Genomic DNA, 20,786 nt, shown 5'->3' with positions numbered 1-20,786 from the left:
CGGAATGGCCGTCGGTGCGCTGACCGGTGAGACCCTGCGTCGGCCGGGACCCTGGATCGCGGTGTTCCTACTCGGAACCGCCGCCCTGCTCAACCTCTACTCCACCCAGCCCATCCTGACCGAGCTGTCCGGATGGGCTCGGGTGGACGGCGCTTCGGCCGCGTGGACGATCAGCGCCACGACGCTGGGCGTCGCGATCCTCGCCCCCGTGGCGGGTTCGATATCGGATCGGCTCGGGCGGAAGCGGGTGATGCTCGCGGCCATCGCCGCCATGGCCGTCGCCACGCTGTGCTGCGCGATCGCACCCGGATTCGCGTGGCTGCTCGCCTTCCGCGTGGTGCAGGGCCTCGCGACGCCGTTCGTGTTCGCCGTCGCCATCGCCTACGTCGCGGAGGAGACAGAGCCCGCGAAGACCTCAGCTCTGAACGGGGTCTACGTCGCCGGCACCGCCTTCGGCGGCTTCGCGGGACGTCTCCTCTCGGGTGCGGTGCTCGACGCCTTCGGGAGCTGGCGCCTCACCTTCGTCTTCGCCTCGGCGCTGCTCGCCGCCGTGCTGATCGCGACCTGGCTGTGGCTCCCCCGCGAGTCCCGCTTCACGCCGTCGGACTCGCTGCTGTCGGGATTGCGCGGGGCCGGGGCCCACCTGCGCGATTGGCGGATGCTCGCCACGTGCTTCGTCGGCGCCGCACTGCTGTTCCAGCAGGTCGTCTCCTTCACCTTCGGATCCCTCCATCTGATGGAGGATCCCTTCGGCCTCTCGGCGATGCAGGTGGGCCTGGTGTTCGTCGTCTTCCTGGCCCCCGCCGTGCTGACGCCCTTCGTCGGCGCCGCGGTGCAGCGGTTCGGAACGCTGACCGCCTTCTGGCTCGCCGCGATCCTCGGCGCGGCCGGCATCGCTCTGACGCTCATCCCCTCGACCGCGGCGGTCGTCGCCGGGCTGGCCTGCTCGTGCATCGCGGTGTTCGCCGGGCAGTCCTGCGCCACGGGATTCACGGGACGCCACGCGCGCCGATTCACATCGGCCGCGGTCGGCATCTACCTCACGTCCTACTACCTGGGCGGCACGGTCGCCGGGGTCGCCGGGGCTCCGGTCTACAGCTCGTTCGGCTGGCCGGGAAGCGCGGTGCTGATCCTGGTCGTCATCGGCGCGAGCTCGCTCGCCGCCACGGCGGCGTGGCGGGGTCCCGCGAGCACACCGGCCAGCTGAGCCGCGGCCTCTTCGAGCAGCCCTACGGCTCCGGCCTGCAGCTCGGACAACTCGGCGGGTCCCTGCGCGAGCGAGAACGCCGCGGCGACTCCGGCCTCGCGGCACTCGGCCGCGGTGAGGCCGACCGATCCCGCGATCACGAAGACCGGGGTGCCGGGCTCGGCGTCCGCGAGCACCTGGGACACCACCTTGCCGTCGACCGACTGCGAGTCGAGCCGCCCCTCCCCCGTGATCGCGAAGGCTGCGCCCCGGAGCGCGTCGCGCAGCCCGATCGCCTCGCTCACGAGCCGGGCGCCCGGCATCAGCTGCGCGCCGAAGATGCTGAGCGGCCCGAGCGAGAGACCGCCCGCCGCGCCGAGGCCCTCCTGCGCCCGGAGCGCGTCGGCCGGTGCGCCCGTCGCCCCGGCCAGCGCGAGCAGCAGACGTTCGAGCCCCCGGTCGATGCGCTCGACGTCGTCGGGTGTCGCGCCCTTCTGGGGGCCGAACACCGCGGCCGCACCGCGAGCCCCGAGCAGCGGGTTGTCCACGTCGCACGCGATGCGCCAGGTGAGGCGCTCCGCTCGAGGATCGAGTCCGCTCAGCTCGACCTCGTGGAGCCGGGCGAGCCCTCTTGCCCCGGGCTCGATCGCTCGCCCCTCGGCGTCGAGAAGCCGCGCCCCGAGCGCACGGAGCATCCCCGCCCCGCCGTCGTTCGTCGCCGAGCCGCCGAGGCAGAGCAGGAGCTCCTCGGCTCCGGCGTCGAGCGCCGCGACGATCAGCGTGCCGACGCCGTACGAATCCGCGTCGAGCGGCTGCAGGGGCCGATCCGACACCGCCGGCAGGCCGTTCGCGTCGGCGGTCTCGATGATGGCGCTGACGGTGGCTGCCGAGCTGGCGCCGAACCCGATCCTGCCCGTGCACGGCCTGCCCAGGGCGTCGGTGGTGGCGACGGTTTCGACGCGACCGCCCCAGGCTGCGACGAGCGCGTCGAGGGTGCCCTCTCCCCCGTCCGCCATCGGCAGTTCGCGGATCTCGACGGCCTCGCCGAACACCGAGGACACGCCTCGGGCGAGGGCACTCGCGGCCTCCGGAGAGGAGCAGCTCCCCTTCAACGAATCCGGCGCGACGACGATCGGGGCGGTTCCACTCACCCCTTCAGACTAGTACGCGGACCGCCGCTTCGCCCGGTGGAATCGGGGAGATCTCGACGGGCGCGCAGCACGGTCCGGCAGGGCTCGGTCTGCCCCCGCCCCTGCGCTCCCGCCCCGAGGAGCCTCGTCAGGACCGAGCGTACTCCGCGAGGATCACGCCCGAGCCGAAGGCCTGCGTGCCGGTGCGCTGCCACGGCTGCGGCGCGTACGCTCTCGGCCCGAACAGCGGAACCCCGTCGCCGAGCATGACCGGATTGATCTTCAGCGCGAGCCGATCGATCTCGTCGGCGAGCACTGCCGCCAGCGCACCCCCGCCGCACAGCCAGATCCCCTTCCCCTCCTCCTGCTTCAATGCCCGCACGGTTTCCACCGGATCGGAGTCCGTGAAGCGCACGCCCCCGCTCCCGGCCGGAGCCTCGTGCGAGCGGGAGAAGACGATCTGCCGCAGATGCTCGTAGGGGTTCGGCAGATGATGATCGGGGAGGCCGACCGCGTAGGTGTTCCACCCCATGAGCACGGTGTCGAACGGACCGTCTGCGACCGAGAAGCCGACCGCCTCCGCGAGTCGCGTCGGAGCGGTGCCGCGATAGCGCTCCCAGATCGGCTCCATGTGGTCGCCCTCGGCGAGAAAGGCATCGAATTCGCCGTTCGGGCCCGCGATGTATCCGTCGAGACTGACGGCGACGTAGTAGGTGAGCTCTCGCATCGTTTCTCCAATCACTACAGGTGAAGCAGTTGCAGACTACAACAGATGCAGTGGTTGCGCTAGTCTTGATGCATGGCAAGGAATGACGCACGCCGCAGCGCGCTGGCCGATGCGGGCATCGCGGTGCTCGCCCGCGAGGGGTCACGGGGCCTGACTCACCGCGCGATCGATGACGAGGCCGGGGCGCCGAGAGGCACCACGTCGAACTACTTCCGGAGCCGGGACGCGCTCATCACGGGGCTGTTCGAGCGAATCGGGGAGCGGCTCGCACCGACACCGGAGGATCTCGCCCGGCGAGCCGATCAGCAGCCCAGCCGCGCCCTGTTCGCCGACTACATCCGCGACATCGTGCGTCGCCTCTCCGCTGAAGCGAATGTCGCCCGAGCCCTGTTCGAGTTGCGACTCGACTCCGGCAGGCGGCCCGAGCTCGCAGCCGCACTCGGCCCTTGGCTGCGCGCAGGATTCGACGCCGATGTCGCGTTCAACGAGTCGGCCGGGCTGCCGGGCGGGCGCCGGGAGATCGCCCTGTTCCACTACGCGATCGACGGCTTGCTCTTCGACCGGCTGACCACCCCGATCGACCCCGACACCCCGACCGACGACGTGATCGATGCGCTCGTGGCGGGTCTGCTGCCGGAGAAGTAACTGCCCTGCTTCGGGATCTCGTCACGAGCAGGGAGGAACTCGTGACGGCGCCCGCCCGGCCTCACCGGAGGTCGGCGGCGGCCCGGGGACTCGTCCCCGCGGGATGGGAGCAGGTCGGTGCGCTACGGGCGCACGACGACCTTGACGGTTTCGGGATCCTTGGCCGCCTCGAGCGCCTCGGAGACCTGGTCGAGCGGGAACTCGGCCGAGATGAAGTCCTCGGCCGCGACCGCTCCGCTCGCGATGATCCGCGTGGCCGTCGTATAGTCCTCGGGCACGTAGGTCGCGGCACCCTGGATGCGGATCTGCCGATCCTGCACGAGCTGCAGCGGCACCACGACATCACGTGCCGGCACGCCCACGATCACGACGGTGCCGGCCCGGCCGACAAGGCGCACTCCCTGTTCGACTGTGGCCTCGATCGCGACGCAGTCGAACACGACATCCACGGTCTCGCCGAAGTGCTCGAGCACGGTCTCCACCAGGTCTCCCGCGGCGGGGTCGAACGCCGCGGCCGCACCCCGTCGTCGGGCGAGCTCGCGCTTGGAGGCCATCGGATCGATGACGACCACGCGATCGGCCCCACGATCGAGCACCGCTGCAAGAGTGAGCTGCCCGATGGTTCCGCCGCCGACCACCGCAACCGGACGACCGGCGAGCGATCCGTCGCCAACGGCCAGGCGCACCGCGTGACAGGGTGTGGCGAGCGGCTCGATCAGCACGGCGTCGAGGTCGCTCATCGACTCGTCGAGCACATGCAGGCGGTTCGCCGGCACCGTGAACGAGTCGGCGATCGCTCCCTGGGCATACCCGCAGCCGAGGAACCGCAGGTTCTCGCAGATGTTCTCATTGCTCGCCAGACACTGCTTGCAGTCCCAGCAGGGCAGCGTCGGCTCGACGGTCACGCGCGCGCCGACCGCCACGGAGGTCACACCCGCGCCGAGCGCATCGACAACGCCGACGACCTCGTGCCCCGGCGGAAAGGGGATCCGCATCCAGGGGTGATGCCCCGCGACGGCATGCAGGTCGCTGCCGCAGATCCCCGCGACGCTCGTGCGGACCGAGACCTCTCCGGCTCCCGGCTGCGGGGCCGGGACCTCGACAAGCTCGATCGCGTCGACGGCCGTCACCATCGCCCTCCTGATGATCGGGGTCTCGGTCATTCCTCTGCTCCTCCTCGGGAGTCATTCAGCGGTCGACGGATCGACCAGGTCAGCAGCCGACGCGGATTGTCCTCCAGGAAGGTGCGGACCGCGTCCCCTCCGACCCGTCCGGCCAATCGCGGTATGAACCGCGACGCGAGGTACGACAGGCCGGGCATACCGCCGTAAGCGAGATAGCGCGAGCGGCGAGCGACGTCTCCGCCGAGCAGCACGCGGCCCGCGTGCCCCGCCGAGCAGGCCCCGGCGATCGCTTCGATGAGCGTCGACTCCGGCCAGTCCTTGAGCCGCGCCGCACCGTCGCAGCCGAGGAAGGCGCCGCGGGAGGCGAGCTCCGAATAGAGGATCGAGTCTGGGCTGCGGTCGATATGCGCGAGCACCACTCGTTCCTCCGCGACGCCCTGCTCCGCGAGCATGTCGAGCGCCTCGTGCGCGCACGTGCCGTGCTCGAGGTGCACCATGATCGGGGCGCCGGTCGCACGATGGGCCGCGGCGACGGCCTCGAGGACGCGTCGTTCGAACGCGGCGATCGACCAGTACCCGATGCCCGCCTTCAGCATTCCCGCCCGCACCGGGAGTCCGTCGGGGCCGACGGCGATCCGCTGGGGTCCGCCGGCTCTCTCGTCAGCTGCTGGTTGCCCTTCGAGCAGCTCGGACACGCACTGACGCGTCATCGTCTCGACCGCCAGCCCGAGCACATCGGGCCGTCCCGCATAGTGCGCCTCGCGGTGGAACCCCGCGGTGGCGACGACGCCGAGGCCGGTCCTCTGCGAGATGCGCGCGATCCCCTCCGGGTCTCGGCCGAGCCCCCACGGCGTGGCGTCGACCATGGCGTCGATGCCGGCTCCGCGCATCGACGCGGCCTCCTCGGCGCTCAGCCGCTCGTCGTCGAGTTCATCTCCGGGCAGCAGCGGCGTCGTCTGGAAGAGATGCTCATGGTAGTTCACCCGACCCAGGCGCTCGGGATCGACATCGCCGAGCACCGTGCGGACGAAGCGATTCTCCTGCGGATTCATACTCGGTCGAACCACCCTTCGAGGCGCCGGTACGCGTCCATGAAGGTGTCGTACCGCTTCGCATTCTCTCCCGCGTCGAGGGTCGGATCCATCCCCGTGCCCGCCGGCTTGCCGACGAACGCGGGGACGTCGGCCCGTTCGAGCAGGCCCGCACCCATCGCCGCGACGGCGGCGGCGCCGAGACTCGTCGCGTGATCGCCGATCGAGCTCGGGCGCACCTGAAGCTGCCAGATGTCGGCGAGGATCCGGGCCACGAGCGGCGACTTCGCCGCTCCCCCGATCGCGTCGATCCGGTCGAATTCGTGCCCCGCCTCCGCGAAGGCCACGAGCCCCGTGCGCAGGTTGTACGCGACCCCTTCGATCACGGCTCGTACCATGTTGCCGCGATCGTGCGGCATTTTGAGCCCGGCGAACACCGCGCGGGCGTTCGGATTCCAGTACGGCGATCGCTCGCCCAACAGGTGCGGCAGGAAGAAGAGGCCGTCCGCGCTCGCCTCCGACCGCGCCGCATCGGCGAGCGCCTCCTCAAACCGGCCTTCCGCCCCCGGGCGCAGCACCGAGACGATCCAGTCGAGTGATGCCCCGCCGGCCTGCATCGTCGCGGTCGGTACGAAATGCCCCGGGATGACGTGATTGAAGGTCATCGACCGCATGAGCGGGTCGTGAAGCGGAGAGTCATCGGCGAACGACACCCAGGACGACGAGCCGAGGTAGGTGTAGACGCCGCTCGCGCGGTCGACGATCCCCGCACCGAGAGCACCCATCGGGCCGTCTCCGCCGCCAGCGATCACGCGAGTGCTCGTCGAGAGTCCGGCTTCGGCTGCGACTTCCGGACGCACGGCCCCCAGATCGGTCGTCGAGGCCACGATCTCGGGAAACAGCTCGGGATCGAGTTCGGACGCCGAGAGCATCTCGGCGCTCCACGCTCCGCGGGCCTGGTCGTACGCGTTCGTGCCGGACGCGTCGGACGGTTCGGTCACGTGCTCGCCGGTGAGCCTCAGGAGGATGACGTCCTTCGCGGTGAGGAACCGGCGGGATCGGGCGAACACCTCCGGCTCGGTGTCGCGCACCCACATGAGCTTCGAGAGCGAGTAGGTAGGGTTCGCGCGATGTCCGGTGATCCGGTAGGTCTGCTCCATGCCGACCCGCTCGACCAGACGCGCGCACTGCGCTTTCGCCCGCGTGTCGGCCCAGATGATCCCGGGCCTGGCCGGACGGTCGTCGGCGTCCAGCAGCACAGCGCCCATCATCTGCCCCGAGAACGAGACGGCCGCGATCCTCGACGGATCGATGCTGTGCTCGCCCAGCAGGCGATGGTTCGCCTCGCAGAACGCGGCCCACCAGTCGTCGGGGTGCTGCTCGGCCTTCCCGTCCGGTCCGAAGTCGACCGGATAGGCCGCAGTGACCGAGGCGACGACCGTGCCGTCCGGCGCGACGAGGGTCGCCTTGTCGCCGGTCGTGCCGAGGTCGTGCGCGAGCACCAGCGGCTCGCCGGTCCGATGGGTCGAGGCGCTCATCGCAGTGAGAACCCGCCGTCCATGAGCAGCTCGGCGCCGAGGAAGTACCCCGAACGGTCGCTCAAAAGGAACTCGACGGCATTCGCGACCTCGAGCGGCGTGCCCATGCGCCCGATCACCGTGCCCTCGTTCCAACTCGCGTGCATGTGCTTCTTGAGCCCGTTGAGCGGGGTGTCGATGTACCCGGGCGAAAGCGTATTGACTCGCACGCCGCGGGATCCCCACTCGACCGCGAGCGATTTCGTGAGCGCGGTGACGGCGGCCTTGGAGGAGTTGTAGATGCACTGGCGCTGCGGGAAGTTGACGACGTGGTTGCCCGACATCGAGGCGATGTTGACGATCGCGCCTCCGCCGCGTACGAGCAGTTCCCTGCCGAACGCCTGGTTGGTGAGGAAGACGCCGCGGAAGTTGACGCCCATGACCCGGTCGACCAGGTCGATGTCGAGATCCTCGGCGGCGACATCGTCCTCCACGATGCCGGCGCTGGTCACGAGCGAGACCGGGCTGTCGTCCTCCGCGTAGAGCGCCGCCACCGCGCGGTCGATGCTCGCGGCGTCGAGCAGGTCGCACTCGATGAACTCTCCCGCTGCGCCGTCGACAGAGGCTCGATCGAGCGCGTAGGTCTTCCAGCCGCGCTCCGAGAGCACTCGGCAGATCTCGTCGCCGATGCCGCCGTTGCCGCCGGTCACTGCGACGCGCCTGGTCCGTGCCGATGCCGCGAGTCCCATCGCACTCCAATCCTCTTCGAATGTCCAGGATCCTCGCGGACCCAATTTCGTAGTTAAACTACTGTATACCGCAACTCGACCCGCCGAAAGATCCCCTTCTTCCCAATTTTCCCGACTAGGGTTACGATAATTCGTAGTATTACTACGAAATGTATTCGCGAACGAAAGGAACTCCCGTGCCCGAACTCGACTTCCCCGCCAAGCTCGACATCTCTCCCGAGGGCGTCCTCGCGGGCAATACCGGTATCTACACCAAGCATCTCGCCGACATGCGCGGCGTATACCGGGACGACTCGGCCTACGAGGCGGCGGTCGCAGCTCAGGGCGAGGAGACCCTCGTCTACCGCGTGGAGTCGCAGGACTACGGCCCGCACTCGGGTGCGCTGACCGTCGGCACCTCTCGGCTGCTGCCCGGCCGCTACGGAGACGAGTTCGCGGTGACCCGTGGACACCTCCACGAGGTCTCCGACCGCGCGGAGCTCTACTACTGCCTCTCGGGACACGGGATCATGCTGCTCGAAACCCTCGACGGCAGGAGCGAGGCGGTCGAGCTCACCCCGGGGAAGGCGGTGAACGTCCCTGGAGAATGGGTGCACCGCAGCGTCAACGTCGGCGACGAGCCCTTCGTGACCCTGTTCACCTACGCGACCGATGCGGGGCAGGACTACCAGCTCATCGCCGACGCGGGCGGAATGAAGCAGCTCGTCGTCGACGACGGCGCAGGCGGCTGGACGCTCCGCGAGAATCCGGACCACACCGGATATCGGGCGGCCTGACGCATGACGGCGCAAATCGCAGCGCAGGCCGAGCTGTCTTCGGCCGCAGGAACGCTCCTCGGGGGCAATCGCATCGTCCCCGTCATCGAGATCGACGACCCGACTCAGGCGGTGCCCCTGACTCGTGCCCTCGCCGAGGGTGGGATCACCGTCGTCGAGATCACGTTCCGCACCCCGGCGGGAGTCGAGGCCGTACGCGCCGCAGCCGCGGGCACTGACAGCGCAGTGGGGGCGGGAACGCTCCTCACTCCTGCTGACGTCGATGCGGCAGCCGACGCGGGTGCCGCATTCGGCGTCAGCCCGGGGTGGGATCCGTCCACCGCGGCCCGCGCGGTGGAACGCGGTCTGCTCGTGATCCCGGGCGTCGCCGGCGCGAGCGATATCCAGCAGCGCCTCGCCGAGGGACACTCGACCGTGAAGTTCTTTCCCGCGGAGGCGAACGGCGGAGTCGCTGCGCTGCGGCAGCTGTCGGCGCCCTTTGCGCACACCGGTCTCGCCTTCATGCCCACCGGCGGCATCGGCGCCGGGAACGCCGCCGACTACCTCGCTCTTCCCACCGTCACCGCGGTCGGAGGAAGCTGGGTCGCCCCTCGCGCACTCATCGCCGAGGGCGACTGGGCGCGTATCACCGCAATCGCCGTGGAAGCGACCGCGGCCCTCTCGACCGCAGGAGCGTAACACCATGACCGACCAGTACCCGACGTTCACCGCCGCGACCCTGCAGCCGGCGAAGCGCCGCACCTTCTACTTCATCGGCGTGAGCACCGCGAAGTCCTCGATCCGCCAGGTCTTCCCGCTGTGGGCGGAGGAACTCGGGCTCGGCGAGGTGGACTTCGTCGGCATCGATCTGCCCCTGCACGCGCCCGCGGAGGATTACCGGAGGGTCGTGCAGTTCTTCCGGGACGACGAGCTCAGCATCGGGGCTCTCGTGACGACCCACAAGCTCGACCTGTACCAGGCGGCGTCCGACCTGTTCGACTACGCCGACCCGCTGACGGTGCTCATGGACGAGATCAGCTGCATCTCGAAGCGCGACGGCGAGCTGCGCGCGCACGCGAAGGACCCGATCACTGCAGGCTTCGCGGTCGACGCGATCCTGCCCGCGGGCTCCTGGTCGGATCGCTCGGCCTTCATCATGGGTGCCGGCGGATCCGCTATCGCGATGGCCTGGCACCTCACGCGCCCCGACCGCGGTTCCGATGTTCCCGCCGAGATCGTCGTGAGCAATCGCAGCCGAAGACGTCTCGACTCGCTGGCCGAGGTGTATACGCAGTTCGAGACCACGGTACCGCTGCGCTGCGAGCTCAGCCCCATGCCCTCTGACAATGATGCGGTGCTCGCGTCGATGCCCGCCGAGAGCTTCGTCGTCAACGCCACGGGCCTCGGCAAGGACGCGCCGGGTTCCCCGCTCACCGACGAGTGCGTCTTCCCCGAGCGGGCGCACGTCTGGGAGCTGAACTACCGTGGCGACCTCGTTTTCCTCGAACAGGCGCGCGCGCAGGAGACGGCGCAGAACCTCGACGTGCACGACGGCTGGGTCTATTTCATCCACGGCTGGACCCGCGTCATCGCCGAGGTCTTCGAGGTCGATATCCCGACCTCCGGGCCGGGCTTCGATCGGCTCGGCGAGATCGCCCGCGGCGCGAGGAAGGCCTGAGCACGATGGTCGGCGCACGAGAACGCATCCTGGTCACTCCGCGTTCCCTGACCTCCGCCGGGCTCGAGAACGTGCCCGAGCTGGCTCCGCTGGTCGCGGCCGGGTACGATCTCGTCCCCGGCCCCGTCGGTCGCGCCCCGACCGAGGAGGAACTGCGCGGGCTGCTCGCCGGGAATGTCGTCGGTTACCTCGCCGGCGTGGAGACGATCTCGGCCGAGGTGCTGCGCGCCGCTCCTCGCCTGCGGGTGATCTCGCGCAACGGCGTCGGCACCGACGCGGTCGATGTCGCCGCGGCCGGAGAAGCCGGGATCGCCATCGAGATCGCGCGCGCGGCGAACGCGCAGGGCGTCGCGGAGATAGCGGTGCTGCACATGCTCGCTGCGCTCCGCGATTTCGACGGATCGGTCGCCACCGTGCGCGCCGGCGGGTGGAATCGCACGCGCGGCGGAGAACTGGGGCACCGCACCGTCGGCATCGTCGGGCTTGGCGCGATCGGCCGCACCGTCGCCGCCGTCGCGACCGCGTTCGGAGCCGAGGTGCTGGCGAGCGATCCGTTCGTCGAGCGGAGCGACCTCGCTCGCATGGTCGAACCGGCCGAGCTCTTCTCCTCGGCCGACGTGATCACGCTGCACAGTCCGCCCGGAGACCGCCCCCTCGTCGACGCCGAGGTGCTCGCCGCCATGCGGGCCGGTGCGATCCTCATCAACACGGCGCGCTCCGCACTCGTCGATGACACGGCGGTGCTGGAAGCGCTCGAGACCGGCAGGCTCGCGGCCTATGCAGTCGATGCCTATGACGCCGAACCGCCGGAGCTCACCCCGCTCCTCCGCCACCCGAGGTGCCGGCCCACGCCCCACATCGGCGGCTTCACCGACGAGAGCGTGCACCGTGCGAGCAGCCTTGCCGTCGACAATCTGCTGCGCGTTCTCGGCCCCGCAGCGCCGTGATCGACGCGGGAGGGCGCCGTCGGCTCGCCCTCCCGCACGAGCCTGACGCTACAGTGTTCCCTGTGTCCACCTCCTTGCTGCAGCTGATCTCGGATCGCGCGCCCGCTCTGAGTAGATCGGAGCGCCGGGTCGCGGAGTACGTGCTCGGTCACCGCGATGAGGTCACCCAGATGACGCTCGCAGCCCTCGCCGACGCCGCAGGAGTCAGCGAGCCCACCATCATCCGGTTCTGCGCGAGCATGGGATTCTCCGGTTTCCAGAGCTTCCGCCTCGAGATGGCCCGGTTCCTCGCGCTCGGCGTGCCGGCGACGCACTCGGCCATCGAGGAGAGCGACGCCCTGCCGACGATCATCACCAAGATCTTCGATCACACCATCTCGAGTCTCGACCACACCAGACGCTCGTTCGATCCGGAATCGATCGCGCGCGCCATCGACCTCATCGGCGCTGCGAAGCGTCTGCATTTCTTCGGGTTCGGGGCCTCGTCGATCATCGCCGAGGACGCGCAGCAGAAAGCCGCCCTCTTCGGGAAACCGTGCTCGGCGCTCGCCGATCCGCACCAGCAGTTCATGGCCGCGGCCACCGCTGACGAGGGGGATCTCTTCGTACTCATCTCGCACACCGGCCGCACGGTGCCGCTCTCCACGCTCGCGGACGAGGCGCACGCGAACGGGGCGCGCGTGATCGCGATCACCGGATCGAGCACCGGCCCGATCGCGGAGGCCTCGGACGTCGTGATCGTCACCGCGACGCTCGAGGACACGGACGTCTACACTCCGACGATCAGCCGTATCGCCGCGCTCGTCGTGATCGATATCCTCGCCACGTCCACCGCGATGAAGGGCGGCGACGTCGATCTCGCGCGACTGCGGGGTATGAAGCAGAAGCTCGCCGCGTTCCGTTCGACCCTCGACCCGTCGAGCGAGATCGAGTAGTCGGACGACCTCGCCGGGTGCGGGCACGGGCCACGAACCGGCTCGCGACCACCGCCGCTAGGCCGCTGCCGCGCGGGCTCCCCCGAGTTCCTCCTGCACGACCTCGACGAGCCCCGGGCCATCGAGCCGGTAGTGCGCGTAGAGGCGGGTCGGAGCGGCGATAAGGCTGTACTCATCCCTGATGCCGTGGCGAACGAGCCTCGCCCCGCCCGGATTCTCCGCGAGCACTTCGGCCACGGCGGCGCCAAGGCCGCCGATGATGTTGTGCTCCTCGGCCGTGATGATGACCCCGGTACGGCCCGCCACGTCGAGCACGAGCTCCTCGTCGAGCGGTTTGACCGTCGGCATGTCGATGACCCCGACCGAGACGCCGGCCGCGGCCAGCTCCCCGGCCGCCTCGAGCGCCGCGTGCACGAGGATGCCGCACGCGATGATCGTGACATCGGTGCCGCGCAGGTGCTCGATGCCCTTGCCGAACTCGAACTCGACATCGTCGGCGTACACCTGCGGATCGCGGCCGCGGCTGATACGGAAGTAGATCGGTTCGGGCCAGTCGGCCGACGCCCGGATCGCTGCTCGCAGCTGGGGACCGTCGGCGGGCGAGACGACCGTGAGTCCCGCGATCGCGCGCATCGTCGAGATGTCCTCGGTCGCGTGATGGCTCGTGCCGTAGAACCCGAGAGAGATGCCCGTGTGGTGCCCGATGAGGCGCACGGGGAGCTTCGTGTAGGCCACGTCCATCCGGATCTGCTCGCAGCACAGCAGTCCGAGGAAGGAGGCGAACGTCGCGACGAACGGCATCTTGCCCGCCGTCGCCATGCCCGCGGCCGCCGACACCATGTGCTGCTCCGAGATGCCGAACTGGACGAAGCGGTCTGGATGCGCAGCCTGGAAGCGGTTGAGCCCGTTCGAATAGGTCAGGTCGGCGGTGCCCGCGACGACGGGCGCTCCCGCCTCGACGAGGTCTTCGAGCCCCAGCGACAGGTAGTCGAGTCCGGGATTGAGCTCGTTCAGCGCTCGGTACTGCCAGGATCCTGCGTCAAGCGTCGACGACATTACTCGTCCGCTCCTTCCGTGTTGGTGTTCATGATCTCTGCGACGGCGCGCTCGGCGTCGCCGGGCGTGAGGTATCCCAGGTGCCACCCGGGTTCCTCTTCCATGTAGGCCACGCCTTTGCCCTTGCTGGTCTTCGCAATGATGCAGGTCGGGATCCCGTCGGGCTCGCGGTTCTTCGCCTCGTGCAGCACCTCGCGCAGCGCCTCGACGTCGTGCCCATCGACCTCGACCACCCGCCAGCCGAACGCGCGCCACTTGTCGGCGATCGGCTCGATGCCGATGATGTCATCGACCTCGCCGTCGAGCTGGAAGCCGTTGCGGTCGACGATCGCGATCACCCGGTCGAGCTTGTGGTGCGCCGCCGACATCGCGGCCTCCCAGACCTGGCCTTCCTGCATCTCGCCGTCGCCGAGCATCACGAACACGGAGAAGTCTCGACCGTCCATACGGCCGGCGAGCGCCATGCCGATGCCGTTCGAGAGCGCGTGCCCGATCGAGCCCGAGCTGAAGTCGATGCCCCTGATCTTGGTCATGTCGGGGTGGTCTCCGAAGGCGCTGCCGAGATGCGCGTAGTCGTCGAGATCGCTCATCGGGTAGTAGCCGAGATCGGCGAGGATCGGGTATATCCCCACCGCCGCATGACCCTTGCCGATGGTGAATCGGTCCCGATCCGGGTTGTCGGGATCCTGCGGGGTGAGGTGCATGACGTCGTAGTAGAGCGTCGAGAGCAATTCGGCCGCCGAGAACACCGAGCTGTAGTGCCCGACCTTCGCGATCTCGATCAGGCGCACGGTCTCGGTGCGGATGAACGCAGCACGATCGCGAAGCCGGTCGGCTATCTCGGCCGGATCGGATCCGGCGCCGCGCTGCAGCATGTCAGTCATTACGTTGATCTCCCAACTTCGTCGGTGTGGCGGGACAATACTAACTCAATTTCTCGAAAATCGGCAACGCTGTCCGATTAACGATAATAACAAGGCCCCGTGGGGCGCGAAAATGCCCGCACCGCCACGGCGGCACGGGCATCTCGCGACGTGCTCGCGCGCTCAGAACTCGAGCAGCACCTTCGTGGACTGTCGGGAATCGGCTGCGGTCTCGAACGCGGCGAGGGCGTCCTTCGCCGGAAACACGTGCGAGACGACGGCATCGATCTCGGGCGCCTCGGCGAGCACCCGGACCGATTCATCGAGCTCGATGTCGAATCGCTGCGACCCGCGCAGGGTCACTTCGCGGCTCACGAGCGATGCGAGAGGCACCGGCAGATCCCCGTCGGGAAGCATGCCGAGCTGCACGATGGTCCCGCCCCGTCGCACGAGGCGAAGCGCCGAGACCGTTGCGGCAGGAGCGCCCGAGGCCTCGATCACCACGTCGAACGAATCCTCCTCGAGCGGCTGATCGTACCCCAGCCGCCGAGTGTCGTCGGCGCCGACCTCCCGCGCAATGCGCAAGGGGTGCTCCCACATGTCGGTCGCCACGATCTCGGCCGCGCCGCGGCGCCGGAGAGCCGCGATCGCGAGACAGCCGATCGGGCCGGCCCCGCTCACCAGGACGCGCTTCTCAGCGTAGTCGCCGTCATAACGGTCGACACCGTGCAGCGCGACCGCGAGAGGCTCGGCCAGGGCCGCGCGTCGAAGCGGCAACCCGTCGGGCAGCGGTCGCAGCTGATCGGGCATCACACGCACGAAGTCGGCGAACCCGCCCTGCGTGTGCGGTCGAGTCGATGCACTGCCGAGATAGCTTCCTCCGTAGGCGAGGTGCAGGCCCTGCCCGGCCGCACCTCCAGGAGGAGGGGTGGGCGTCGCCGGGTGGATCGCCACGGGCGTTCCCACCCGCAGATCCCCGCCGACGTCGGCCCCCACGGCCTCGACCCGCCCCACGATCTCGTGCCCCAGCACGAGGGGCGCTTGCAGCTCGTAGATGCCGTTCCGGCCGTGCTGGTAGTAGTGCAGGTCGCTTCCGCAGATCCCCCCGAAGGCGACCCTCACCAGTACCCCGTCGGTTCCGACCTCAGGCCGGTCCACTCGATCGACTCGCAGTTTCCCGGCGCCGTGCACCACGACCGCACGCATGACCTCACCCACTCCGTCTCGCACGCTGCTCAGAACAGGCTGTCCGGGCTGTAGTACTCGGCGGCGTTGTCGCAGTTGATACCGACGGCCTTGGTGTGGATGACCGGCTCGAAGTCCTCGGCCTGCGCCTCACCGGTCGCGATCGCCAGCGCGATGCTGAACGCCTCGTCGGCCGCGAGCTCCGGCGAGTTCAGACCGGTCGAAACGTACTGTGCATCGCAGCCCTCGTCCTGCATGATCTTGATGGCCTCCTTCTGACCGTCGGCCGACGCGGCGACGAGCGTCGTCGTGTTGCCCTGGTCCTTGAGCACCGTGAGCGCTCCCAGCGCCATCGAATCGTTCAGCCCGAGGATCAGATCGACGTCGGGGTGCGCGGAGAGGATGTTCTCGGTCGCGGGCACGGCCCGGTCCTGAGAGTACACGGCGGGCTGCTCGGCGACGATCTCATATGAGACGCCACCCTCTTCGAGCCCGTCCAAGAAGCCCTGCTGACGCTGCGGCCCGACGACCTCGTCATCAGGTCCGCCGTTCAGCACGGCCACCGTGATCTTCTTGCCGCTGCCGACGCGCTCTGCGGTGAGGCCGCCCGAGAGCTTGCCGATCGCGTAGTTGTCGGACTGCACCGTCGTCACGCCCACCTCGTCGATGCCGGTGTCCACGAAGACGAGCGGCACCTCATTGGCGATATCGGCGAACTGCACCTTCTGGCTCGCGGGGCTCATGGCGTCGACGACGAGCACGTCGATGCCCTGGCTCACGAGGGTCTGGGCCTGGTCGATCTGCGTCACGGCGTCACCGTCGGCGTTCTGCACCCGCACCTCCCAGCCCTCCGCCGCGGCCCGATCCTCGGCGATCTGCACCATGGCGGCGAAGTACGGCGCATCGACCTGGCGCTGGGCGAAGCCGATGACGACCTCCTTCAGGTCCTTCTCGACCGGGTCCTTCTCGGCAGCGTCAGCCGCACCGCCGATGGTGGTGCAGCCGGAGAGAACCAGAGCGAGCGATCCTGCGATGGCCGCGATCTTCGCGGTTCGACGGAAGAGCTTCATGATGTTTCCAATCTGATATTCGACTTGGTGAGGTGCCGGCTCGCGCCGGCGGAGGATGTTTCGGAGACGGAGGACTACGCCGCCGCGCGCTTCTTCGCGCGGAGGTGGACCGTCGTGAGCAGCACGGCCACGAGGATCAGGCCGCCGCGGAAGGCGTCCTGGAGGAACGTCGAGACGTTCAGCAGCACGAGCAGGTTGGAGATCACGCCGAAGATGAGCACGCCGACCACGGTGCCGAAGACGCGGCCGCGACCGCCGACAAGGCTCGCACCGCCGATTACGACGGCCGCGATCGTGTCGAGCTCGTAGTTCAGACCGCCGGTGGGAGTCGCCGACCCCACCCGGGAGGCCAGCAGGAAGCCCGCGAATCCGACGAGCAGGCCGGCGATCATGTAGACCCACAGGATGGTGCTGCGCACGGGGATGCCCGAGGCCTCTGCGGCCTGGCGGCTGCTGCCGAGCGCATAGACGCGACGGCCGAAGACGGTACGGCTCACGAGGAACCAGATCGCAACGGCGATCGCGATCCAGATGATGCCGAGGAGCGGCACCGGACCGATCGCCGTCGTCGCGATCGCGCGGAAGTTCTCGGCTCCGGGGCTCACGGGCACCCCCTCGGTCTGCGCGTAGACGAGCCCTCTGGCCAGAGCCATCATGCCGAGCGTCACGATGAAGGCCTCGAGTCCGCGGAAGGCCACCAGATACCCGTTGATCAGACCGATCACCAGGCCGACGGCCAGGGCCACCATGATGGCGACGAAGACGCTCTCGCCCCCGAACCAGCCGGCCGCGAGCACCCCCGAGAGGCCCACCACGGAACCCACGCTGATGTCGATGCCACCCGTGAGGACGATGATGAACTGCGCGAGCGCCACGATGCCCACGACCGATACCTGCAGGATCACATTCGTCAGGTTGCGCGGAGTGAAGAAGGCGCTCGTCGAGAACCCTGCGATGATGAGCAGGACGACGAGGATCCCCAGGGCGTACTGTCCTTTGAGCCAGCCCAGAAACGCGACTCCGGGTCGTTCCCGGTACTCCGTGGGCTGGGAACGGGTCATGTCTGAAACAGTGGCACTCATGCGGTCTCTCCCCCGAGCGAGGCTCGGATCAAATCATCGGTCGTGGCATCGGCCGTCGAGTATTCGGCGACCAGTTCTCCGTCTCGCAGCACAGCGACCCGGTTGCAGAGCATCAGCGCCTCCTCGGCCTCGCTGGTGATCACCAGCACTGACTTTCCCTGCGCTGCGAGATCGCGGATGATCTCGTAGATGTTCATACGGGCGCCCACGTCGATGCCCTTCGTGGGTTCGTCGAGCACCACCAGGTCGGGCTCCGCCTCCATCCATTTGGCGATGCAGACCTTCTGCTGGTTACCGCCGGAGAGGGAGCGCGTGTATGTCGCGGCTCCACCCTTGACCTGGTACTTCGAGATCAGATCGCGAACGCGGGCGCGCTCCTTGGCGAGGCTCAGCACGCCCCCTCGGCTGTTCTTGCCCAGCGTTGCGAGTGTGAGGTTCTGACCGTTCGAGAAGTCGGGGATGAACCCCTCCTTCTTCCGGTCCTCCGGTACGTACACGATGCCCGCGCGAAGCGCGCGCTTTACGGTGTCGGGCGCCAGCACCTCGCCGTCGAGCTGCAGCGTCCCTCCGGACGAAGCCTGGTGCCCGGTGAGGGAACGCGCGACCGAGCTTCGGCCGCTGCCGACCAGTCCGTAGACTCCGAGCACCTCGCCCGCTCCGATATCGAAGGAGATGTTACGAGCCGATCCAGCGCTCCATCCCGACACCTGCACCCGGGGAACCGCACCCGACGGAGCGTCGTAGCTCGGCGGCTCGAGGGCCGCGACGGCCTCGCCGATCATCAGCGAGAGCACCTCGTCCTTGTCGGTCGACTTCGCGTCGACGACTTCGATGAGCCGCCCGCCTCGGAGCACTGCGATGTCGTCGGCGAGCGCGAACACCTCGGGCATGCGATGCGACACGAACACGACTGCGACCCCCGCGGCCTTCTCCCGTTCGACGAGGGCCTGCACGTCCTTGAAGTGCTCCTCGGTACTCGAGGCGGTGGTCTCATCGAGCAGCAGTACCCGGTGCGGTTGGAGCAGGGCCCGACTCAGAGCGAGCATCTGCCGTTGGCCCGGACCCAGAGTGCCCGCCCGTCGCGTCAGCGACACGTCGCCCATACCCACCGCAGCGAGCGCCTCACGCACCTTCGCGCGGTCCGGCTTCGGCACGGTGCGCCACGGCCGATTGCCGTCGGCACCCGATAGGCCTCTGAGCATCACGTTCTCCTCGACGGTGAACGTGTAGATGAGCACGGGCTCCTGATGCATGAGCAGCACACCCGCATCGAATGCCGACGCCGGGGAGTCGATCTCGACCTCGGAGTCCACGACACGGACGCTGCCGGAGCTCGGGGACTCGATGCCCGCGAGGATCTTGGCGAGCGTCGATTTGCCGGCGCCGTTGGCCCCGCAGATCGCGAGCACCCTGCCTCCTCGGCCGCTCAGCGTGACGCCGTCGAGCGCCTGCACTCCGGGGTAGCTCCGGCTGACCTCGCGAGCCTCGAACACGATCCGACCGTCCGATCCCGGTGCGCCATCGACCGTTCCCGGATGGTTACTCTGCGCCATTGCATCCCGCCCCTTCGCGGCTCAAACGAACTGTTACAAGAACAATTAATCACAACACGGACGAAATGTCCATTTAACAATAATTACGATTCGATCTCGCGAAGATCGCCATCCCTCATCGGCGAGGGCCCTTGGAAACACGAAATTGCCGGTGCCCGAGCGAAACGGTGTTCGCGGGCACCGGCAATCCAGCCGACGAGGATCAGAGCAGCGACTTCACCGGATCCTCGATCTCGATCGGACTCACGTCCCAGACGTCCGCGGGCTCGGCGAGCAGCGGCGTGAGCGCGGCGTTGAGCTCAGCGTTCTCCGGCTGTGCCAGATGCTCCTCCCAGATCTCGCGACTCCCCCAGCGCTCGACGACCATCCAGGCCTCATCGCCGCGATGGAGGGCGAACTTCTCGCACCCGCGCTCGCGGAAGACTCCTGGAGAGAAGTGCCGGAAGACCTCGAGCAGCGCTTCCTCAGCGCCCGCGCGCGGTTTCAATCGCACGACGACGATCAGCGGTTTCGACATGTCGGATACTTCCTTTCGGTCAGGACTTCGCGCCCTTGCGGCGCAGCGTGTCGATGAGCACGGCGAGCAGGATGACAGCGCCCTTGATGATCTGCTGGTAGAAGGACTCCACGTTCAGGAGGGTCATGCCATTCGACAGCACCGCGATGAACAGCGCGCCGATGAGCGTGCCCACGAGCGAACCCCGGCCACCCATCAGAGAGGTGCCGCCGAGTACGATCGCAGCGATCGCGTCGAGCTCGTAGCCGGTGCCGAGATCAGGAACCGCGCTCTCGAGGCGTGCGGACACGATCAGCCCGGCGATGCCCGCGCAGAGACCGGCGATCACGTACACCGTGAAGATCACGCGACGCACCGGTATGCCGCTCAGTCGCGCTGCCTCCTCATTCCCGCCGATCGTGTAGACGTGGCGCCCGAAGACCGTGCGCTCGAGCAGGAACCAGCCGATGATGTAGACGACCACCATCACGATCGCCGCGACGGGAATCCCGAACAGCTGTCCCTGTCCGATCCAGGCGAAATCGACCGACGGCGGCACGAGCGTCGTGCCACCGGTACCGACGTACACGATCCCTCTGAGATAGGTCAGCGCGGCGAGCGTGACGATGAAGGCCGGGAGCGCGAACCTGGCGATGAACACGCCGTTGATCGCACCGATGACGGCTCCGACGAGCAGTGCGGCGAGGATCGAGACGATCCACGGAGCACCGCTGTTCGCCATCACGATCGCGGCCATCGCCGTCACGCCGAGCGCCGAGCCCACGGACAGGTCGATGCCCGCCGTCAGGATGACGAAGGTGCCGCCCGCCGCCAGGATCGCGATGGCCGAGACCTGGCGGACGACCTCGAGCAGGTTGCGCGTGGTGCCGAAATAGGGGGCGATGATCGCCATCACCACGATCAGCACCACCAGTGCGACCAGGATGCCCAGTACGCCGCTGCGGGTGAGCGAGCCGAATCTCGACGGAGTCTTCTCCGCCGGCCGCTGAGCGGCCCGAGGTGCGTGTTCGATGATACTCATGGTGTAACTCCGTGG

Annotated in this window: 21 protein-coding genes; 7 read left to right on the top strand and 14 right to left on the bottom strand. The window is 68.6% G+C overall.

What is annotated here, in order from left to right; translation table 11 throughout:
* Nucleotides 1–4 precede the first annotated feature (4 nt).
* Nucleotides 5–1,207 (top strand): MFS transporter, encoded by a 1,203-nt coding sequence (locus tag AMS65_RS18635; RefSeq protein ID WP_075200817.1) that lies wholly within the window; start codon nt 5–7, stop codon nt 1,205–1,207.
* On the opposite strand, the gene AMS65_RS03225 is transcribed toward AMS65_RS18635, so the two are convergent.
* Nucleotides 1,093–2,337, bottom strand: a complete 1,245-nt coding sequence (locus AMS65_RS03225) for a glycerate kinase (RefSeq protein ID WP_075200816.1) — start codon at nt 2,335–2,337, stop codon at nt 1,093–1,095. The two genes, AMS65_RS18635 and AMS65_RS03225, sit on opposite strands and share 115 nt — an antisense overlap.
* Nucleotides 2,338–2,464: 127 nt before the next feature.
* Nucleotides 2,465–3,043 carry a dihydrofolate reductase family protein gene (locus AMS65_RS03220; RefSeq protein WP_053382727.1) on the bottom strand — a complete coding sequence of 193 codons (579 nt, stop codon included), beginning with the start codon at nt 3,041–3,043 and terminating at the stop codon, nt 2,465–2,467.
* A gap of 72 nt (nt 3,044–3,115) precedes the next feature.
* On the opposite strand from AMS65_RS03220, the gene AMS65_RS03215 reads away from it, so the two are divergent.
* Nucleotides 3,116–3,688 carry a TetR/AcrR family transcriptional regulator gene (locus tag AMS65_RS03215; protein ID WP_053382726.1) on the top strand — a complete coding sequence of 191 codons (573 nt, stop codon included), beginning with the start codon at nt 3,116–3,118 and terminating at the stop codon, nt 3,686–3,688.
* Nucleotides 3,689–3,810: 122 nt separating this feature from the next.
* Here AMS65_RS03215 and AMS65_RS03210 read toward each other — a convergent pair whose 3' ends face one another.
* Genes AMS65_RS03210 through AMS65_RS03195 form a run of 4 tightly spaced genes read right to left on the bottom strand, consistent with a single transcriptional unit; the run spans nt 3,811 to nt 8,109 of the window.
* Nucleotides 3,811–4,851 (bottom strand): zinc-dependent alcohol dehydrogenase, encoded by a 1,041-nt coding sequence (locus tag AMS65_RS03210; protein ID WP_053382725.1) that lies wholly within the window; start codon nt 4,849–4,851, stop codon nt 3,811–3,813.
* Nucleotides 4,848–5,864 (bottom strand): phosphotriesterase family protein, encoded by a 1,017-nt coding sequence (locus tag AMS65_RS03205; protein WP_053382724.1) that lies wholly within the window; start codon nt 5,862–5,864, stop codon nt 4,848–4,850. The genes AMS65_RS03210 and AMS65_RS03205 overlap by 4 nt, the downstream gene beginning before the upstream one ends.
* A complete protein-coding gene (gene xylB, locus AMS65_RS03200) occupies nt 5,861–7,381 on the bottom strand; it encodes a xylulokinase (RefSeq protein WP_241489319.1) in 1,521 nt (506 codons plus the stop codon). The genes AMS65_RS03205 and xylB overlap by 4 nt, the downstream gene beginning before the upstream one ends.
* Nucleotides 7,378–8,109 (bottom strand): SDR family NAD(P)-dependent oxidoreductase, encoded by a 732-nt coding sequence (locus AMS65_RS03195; RefSeq protein ID WP_053382723.1) that lies wholly within the window; start codon nt 8,107–8,109, stop codon nt 7,378–7,380. Before AMS65_RS03195 ends, xylB begins: the two co-directional genes overlap by 4 nt.
* Before the next feature lie 176 nt (nt 8,110–8,285).
* Between AMS65_RS03195 and AMS65_RS03190 the strand changes: the two genes are divergently transcribed.
* The 5 genes from AMS65_RS03190 (at nt 8,286) to AMS65_RS03170 (ending at nt 12,424) form a co-directional block, all read left to right on the top strand.
* Nucleotides 8,286–8,885 (top strand): glucose-6-phosphate isomerase family protein, encoded by a 600-nt coding sequence (locus tag AMS65_RS03190; RefSeq protein WP_053382722.1) that lies wholly within the window; start codon nt 8,286–8,288, stop codon nt 8,883–8,885.
* Between the two features lie 3 nt (nt 8,886–8,888).
* Complete coding sequence (gene eda / locus AMS65_RS03185; RefSeq protein ID WP_053382721.1) at nt 8,889–9,563, top strand: bifunctional 4-hydroxy-2-oxoglutarate aldolase/2-dehydro-3-deoxy-phosphogluconate aldolase; 675 nt, start codon at nt 8,889–8,891, stop codon at nt 9,561–9,563.
* A 4-nt stretch (nt 9,564–9,567) separates the two neighbouring features.
* A complete protein-coding gene (locus AMS65_RS03180; protein WP_053382720.1) occupies nt 9,568–10,542 on the top strand; it encodes a shikimate dehydrogenase family protein in 975 nt (324 codons plus the stop codon).
* A 5-nt stretch (nt 10,543–10,547) separates the two neighbouring features.
* The gene (locus tag AMS65_RS03175) at nt 10,548–11,489 is read left to right on the top strand and encodes an NAD(P)-dependent oxidoreductase (RefSeq protein WP_053382719.1); all 942 of its coding nucleotides are present in this window, start codon (nt 10,548–10,550) and stop codon (nt 11,487–11,489) included.
* A gap of 62 nt (nt 11,490–11,551) precedes the next feature.
* Nucleotides 11,552–12,424: a MurR/RpiR family transcriptional regulator gene (locus AMS65_RS03170; RefSeq protein ID WP_053382718.1), complete on the top strand. Its 873-nt coding sequence runs from the start codon at nt 11,552–11,554 to the stop codon at nt 12,422–12,424.
* A 57-nt stretch (nt 12,425–12,481) separates the two neighbouring features.
* Here AMS65_RS03170 and AMS65_RS03165 read toward each other — a convergent pair whose 3' ends face one another.
* From AMS65_RS03165 to AMS65_RS03130, 8 genes are all read right to left on the bottom strand, one after another.
* Nucleotides 12,482–13,480, bottom strand: coding sequence for a transketolase family protein (locus tag AMS65_RS03165; protein ID WP_053382717.1), 999 nt, complete (start codon nt 13,478–13,480; stop codon nt 12,482–12,484).
* On the bottom strand, nt 13,480–14,364 hold the full coding sequence (locus AMS65_RS03160; RefSeq protein WP_053382716.1) for a transketolase: 885 nt from the start codon (nt 14,362–14,364) through the stop codon (nt 13,480–13,482). The genes AMS65_RS03165 and AMS65_RS03160 overlap by 1 nt, the downstream gene beginning before the upstream one ends.
* Nucleotides 14,365–14,526: 162 nt before the next feature.
* On the bottom strand, nt 14,527–15,573 hold the full coding sequence (locus AMS65_RS03155) for an L-idonate 5-dehydrogenase (protein ID WP_241489318.1): 1,047 nt from the start codon (nt 15,571–15,573) through the stop codon (nt 14,527–14,529).
* A 5-nt stretch (nt 15,574–15,578) separates the two neighbouring features.
* Nucleotides 15,579–16,598, bottom strand: coding sequence for a substrate-binding domain-containing protein (locus tag AMS65_RS03150; RefSeq protein WP_053382714.1), 1,020 nt, complete (start codon nt 16,596–16,598; stop codon nt 15,579–15,581).
* 74 nt (nt 16,599–16,672) lie between these two features.
* Nucleotides 16,673–17,659 carry an ABC transporter permease gene (locus tag AMS65_RS03145; protein ID WP_053382713.1) on the bottom strand — a complete coding sequence of 329 codons (987 nt, stop codon included), beginning with the start codon at nt 17,657–17,659 and terminating at the stop codon, nt 16,673–16,675.
* Nucleotides 17,660–17,676: 17 nt separating this feature from the next.
* The gene (locus AMS65_RS03140) at nt 17,677–19,233 is read right to left on the bottom strand and encodes a sugar ABC transporter ATP-binding protein (RefSeq protein ID WP_053382712.1); all 1,557 of its coding nucleotides are present in this window, start codon (nt 19,231–19,233) and stop codon (nt 17,677–17,679) included.
* A 202-nt stretch (nt 19,234–19,435) separates the two neighbouring features.
* Complete coding sequence (locus AMS65_RS03135) at nt 19,436–19,750, bottom strand: putative quinol monooxygenase (RefSeq protein WP_053382711.1); 315 nt, start codon at nt 19,748–19,750, stop codon at nt 19,436–19,438.
* Nucleotides 19,751–19,769: 19 nt separating this feature from the next.
* On the bottom strand, nt 19,770–20,771 hold the full coding sequence (locus tag AMS65_RS03130; RefSeq protein ID WP_083451448.1) for an ABC transporter permease subunit: 1,002 nt from the start codon (nt 20,769–20,771) through the stop codon (nt 19,770–19,772).
* Nucleotides 20,772–20,786 lie beyond the last annotated feature (15 nt).

The sequence above is a fragment of the Leucobacter celer subsp. astrifaciens genome, assembly GCF_001273835.1.
GTDB lineage: Bacteria > Actinomycetota > Actinomycetes > Actinomycetales > Microbacteriaceae > Leucobacter > Leucobacter celer.
The sequence above is the reverse complement of the archived record's forward strand: the minus strand, read 5'-3'. Positions and strand labels throughout refer to the sequence as shown.

Coding starts and splice junctions, on each gene's coding strand:
- AMS65_RS18635 (WP_075200817.1), top strand. CDS start 5: ATGGCCGTCGGTGCGCTGACCGGTGAGACCCTGCGTCGGCCGGGACCC.
- AMS65_RS03220 (WP_053382727.1), bottom strand. CDS start 3,043: ATGCGAGAGCTCACCTACTACGTCGCCGTCAGTCTCGACGGATACATC.
- AMS65_RS03215 (WP_053382726.1), top strand. CDS start 3,116: ATGGCAAGGAATGACGCACGCCGCAGCGCGCTGGCCGATGCGGGCATC.
- AMS65_RS03210 (WP_053382725.1), bottom strand. CDS start 4,851: ATGACCGAGACCCCGATCATCAGGAGGGCGATGGTGACGGCCGTCGAC.
- AMS65_RS03205 (WP_053382724.1), bottom strand. CDS start 5,864: ATGAATCCGCAGGAGAATCGCTTCGTCCGCACGGTGCTCGGCGATGTC.
- xylB (WP_241489319.1), bottom strand. CDS start 7,381: ATGAGCGCCTCGACCCATCGGACCGGCGAGCCGCTGGTGCTCGCGCAC.
- AMS65_RS03195 (WP_053382723.1), bottom strand. CDS start 8,109: ATGGGACTCGCGGCATCGGCACGGACCAGGCGCGTCGCAGTGACCGGC.
- eda (WP_053382721.1), top strand. CDS start 8,889: ATGACGGCGCAAATCGCAGCGCAGGCCGAGCTGTCTTCGGCCGCAGGA.
- AMS65_RS03180 (WP_053382720.1), top strand. CDS start 9,568: ATGACCGACCAGTACCCGACGTTCACCGCCGCGACCCTGCAGCCGGCG.
- AMS65_RS03175 (WP_053382719.1), top strand. CDS start 10,548: ATGGTCGGCGCACGAGAACGCATCCTGGTCACTCCGCGTTCCCTGACC.
- AMS65_RS03165 (WP_053382717.1), bottom strand. CDS start 13,480: ATGTCGTCGACGCTTGACGCAGGATCCTGGCAGTACCGAGCGCTGAAC.
- AMS65_RS03160 (WP_053382716.1), bottom strand. CDS start 14,364: ATGACTGACATGCTGCAGCGCGGCGCCGGATCCGATCCGGCCGAGATA.
- AMS65_RS03150 (WP_053382714.1), bottom strand. CDS start 16,598: ATGAAGCTCTTCCGTCGAACCGCGAAGATCGCGGCCATCGCAGGATCG.
- AMS65_RS03145 (WP_053382713.1), bottom strand. CDS start 17,659: ATGACCCGTTCCCAGCCCACGGAGTACCGGGAACGACCCGGAGTCGCG.
- AMS65_RS03140 (WP_053382712.1), bottom strand. CDS start 19,233: ATGGCGCAGAGTAACCATCCGGGAACGGTCGATGGCGCACCGGGATCG.
- AMS65_RS03135 (WP_053382711.1), bottom strand. CDS start 19,750: ATGTCGAAACCGCTGATCGTCGTCGTGCGATTGAAACCGCGCGCGGGC.
- AMS65_RS03130 (WP_083451448.1), bottom strand. CDS start 20,771: ATGAGTATCATCGAACACGCACCTCGGGCCGCTCAGCGGCCGGCGGAG.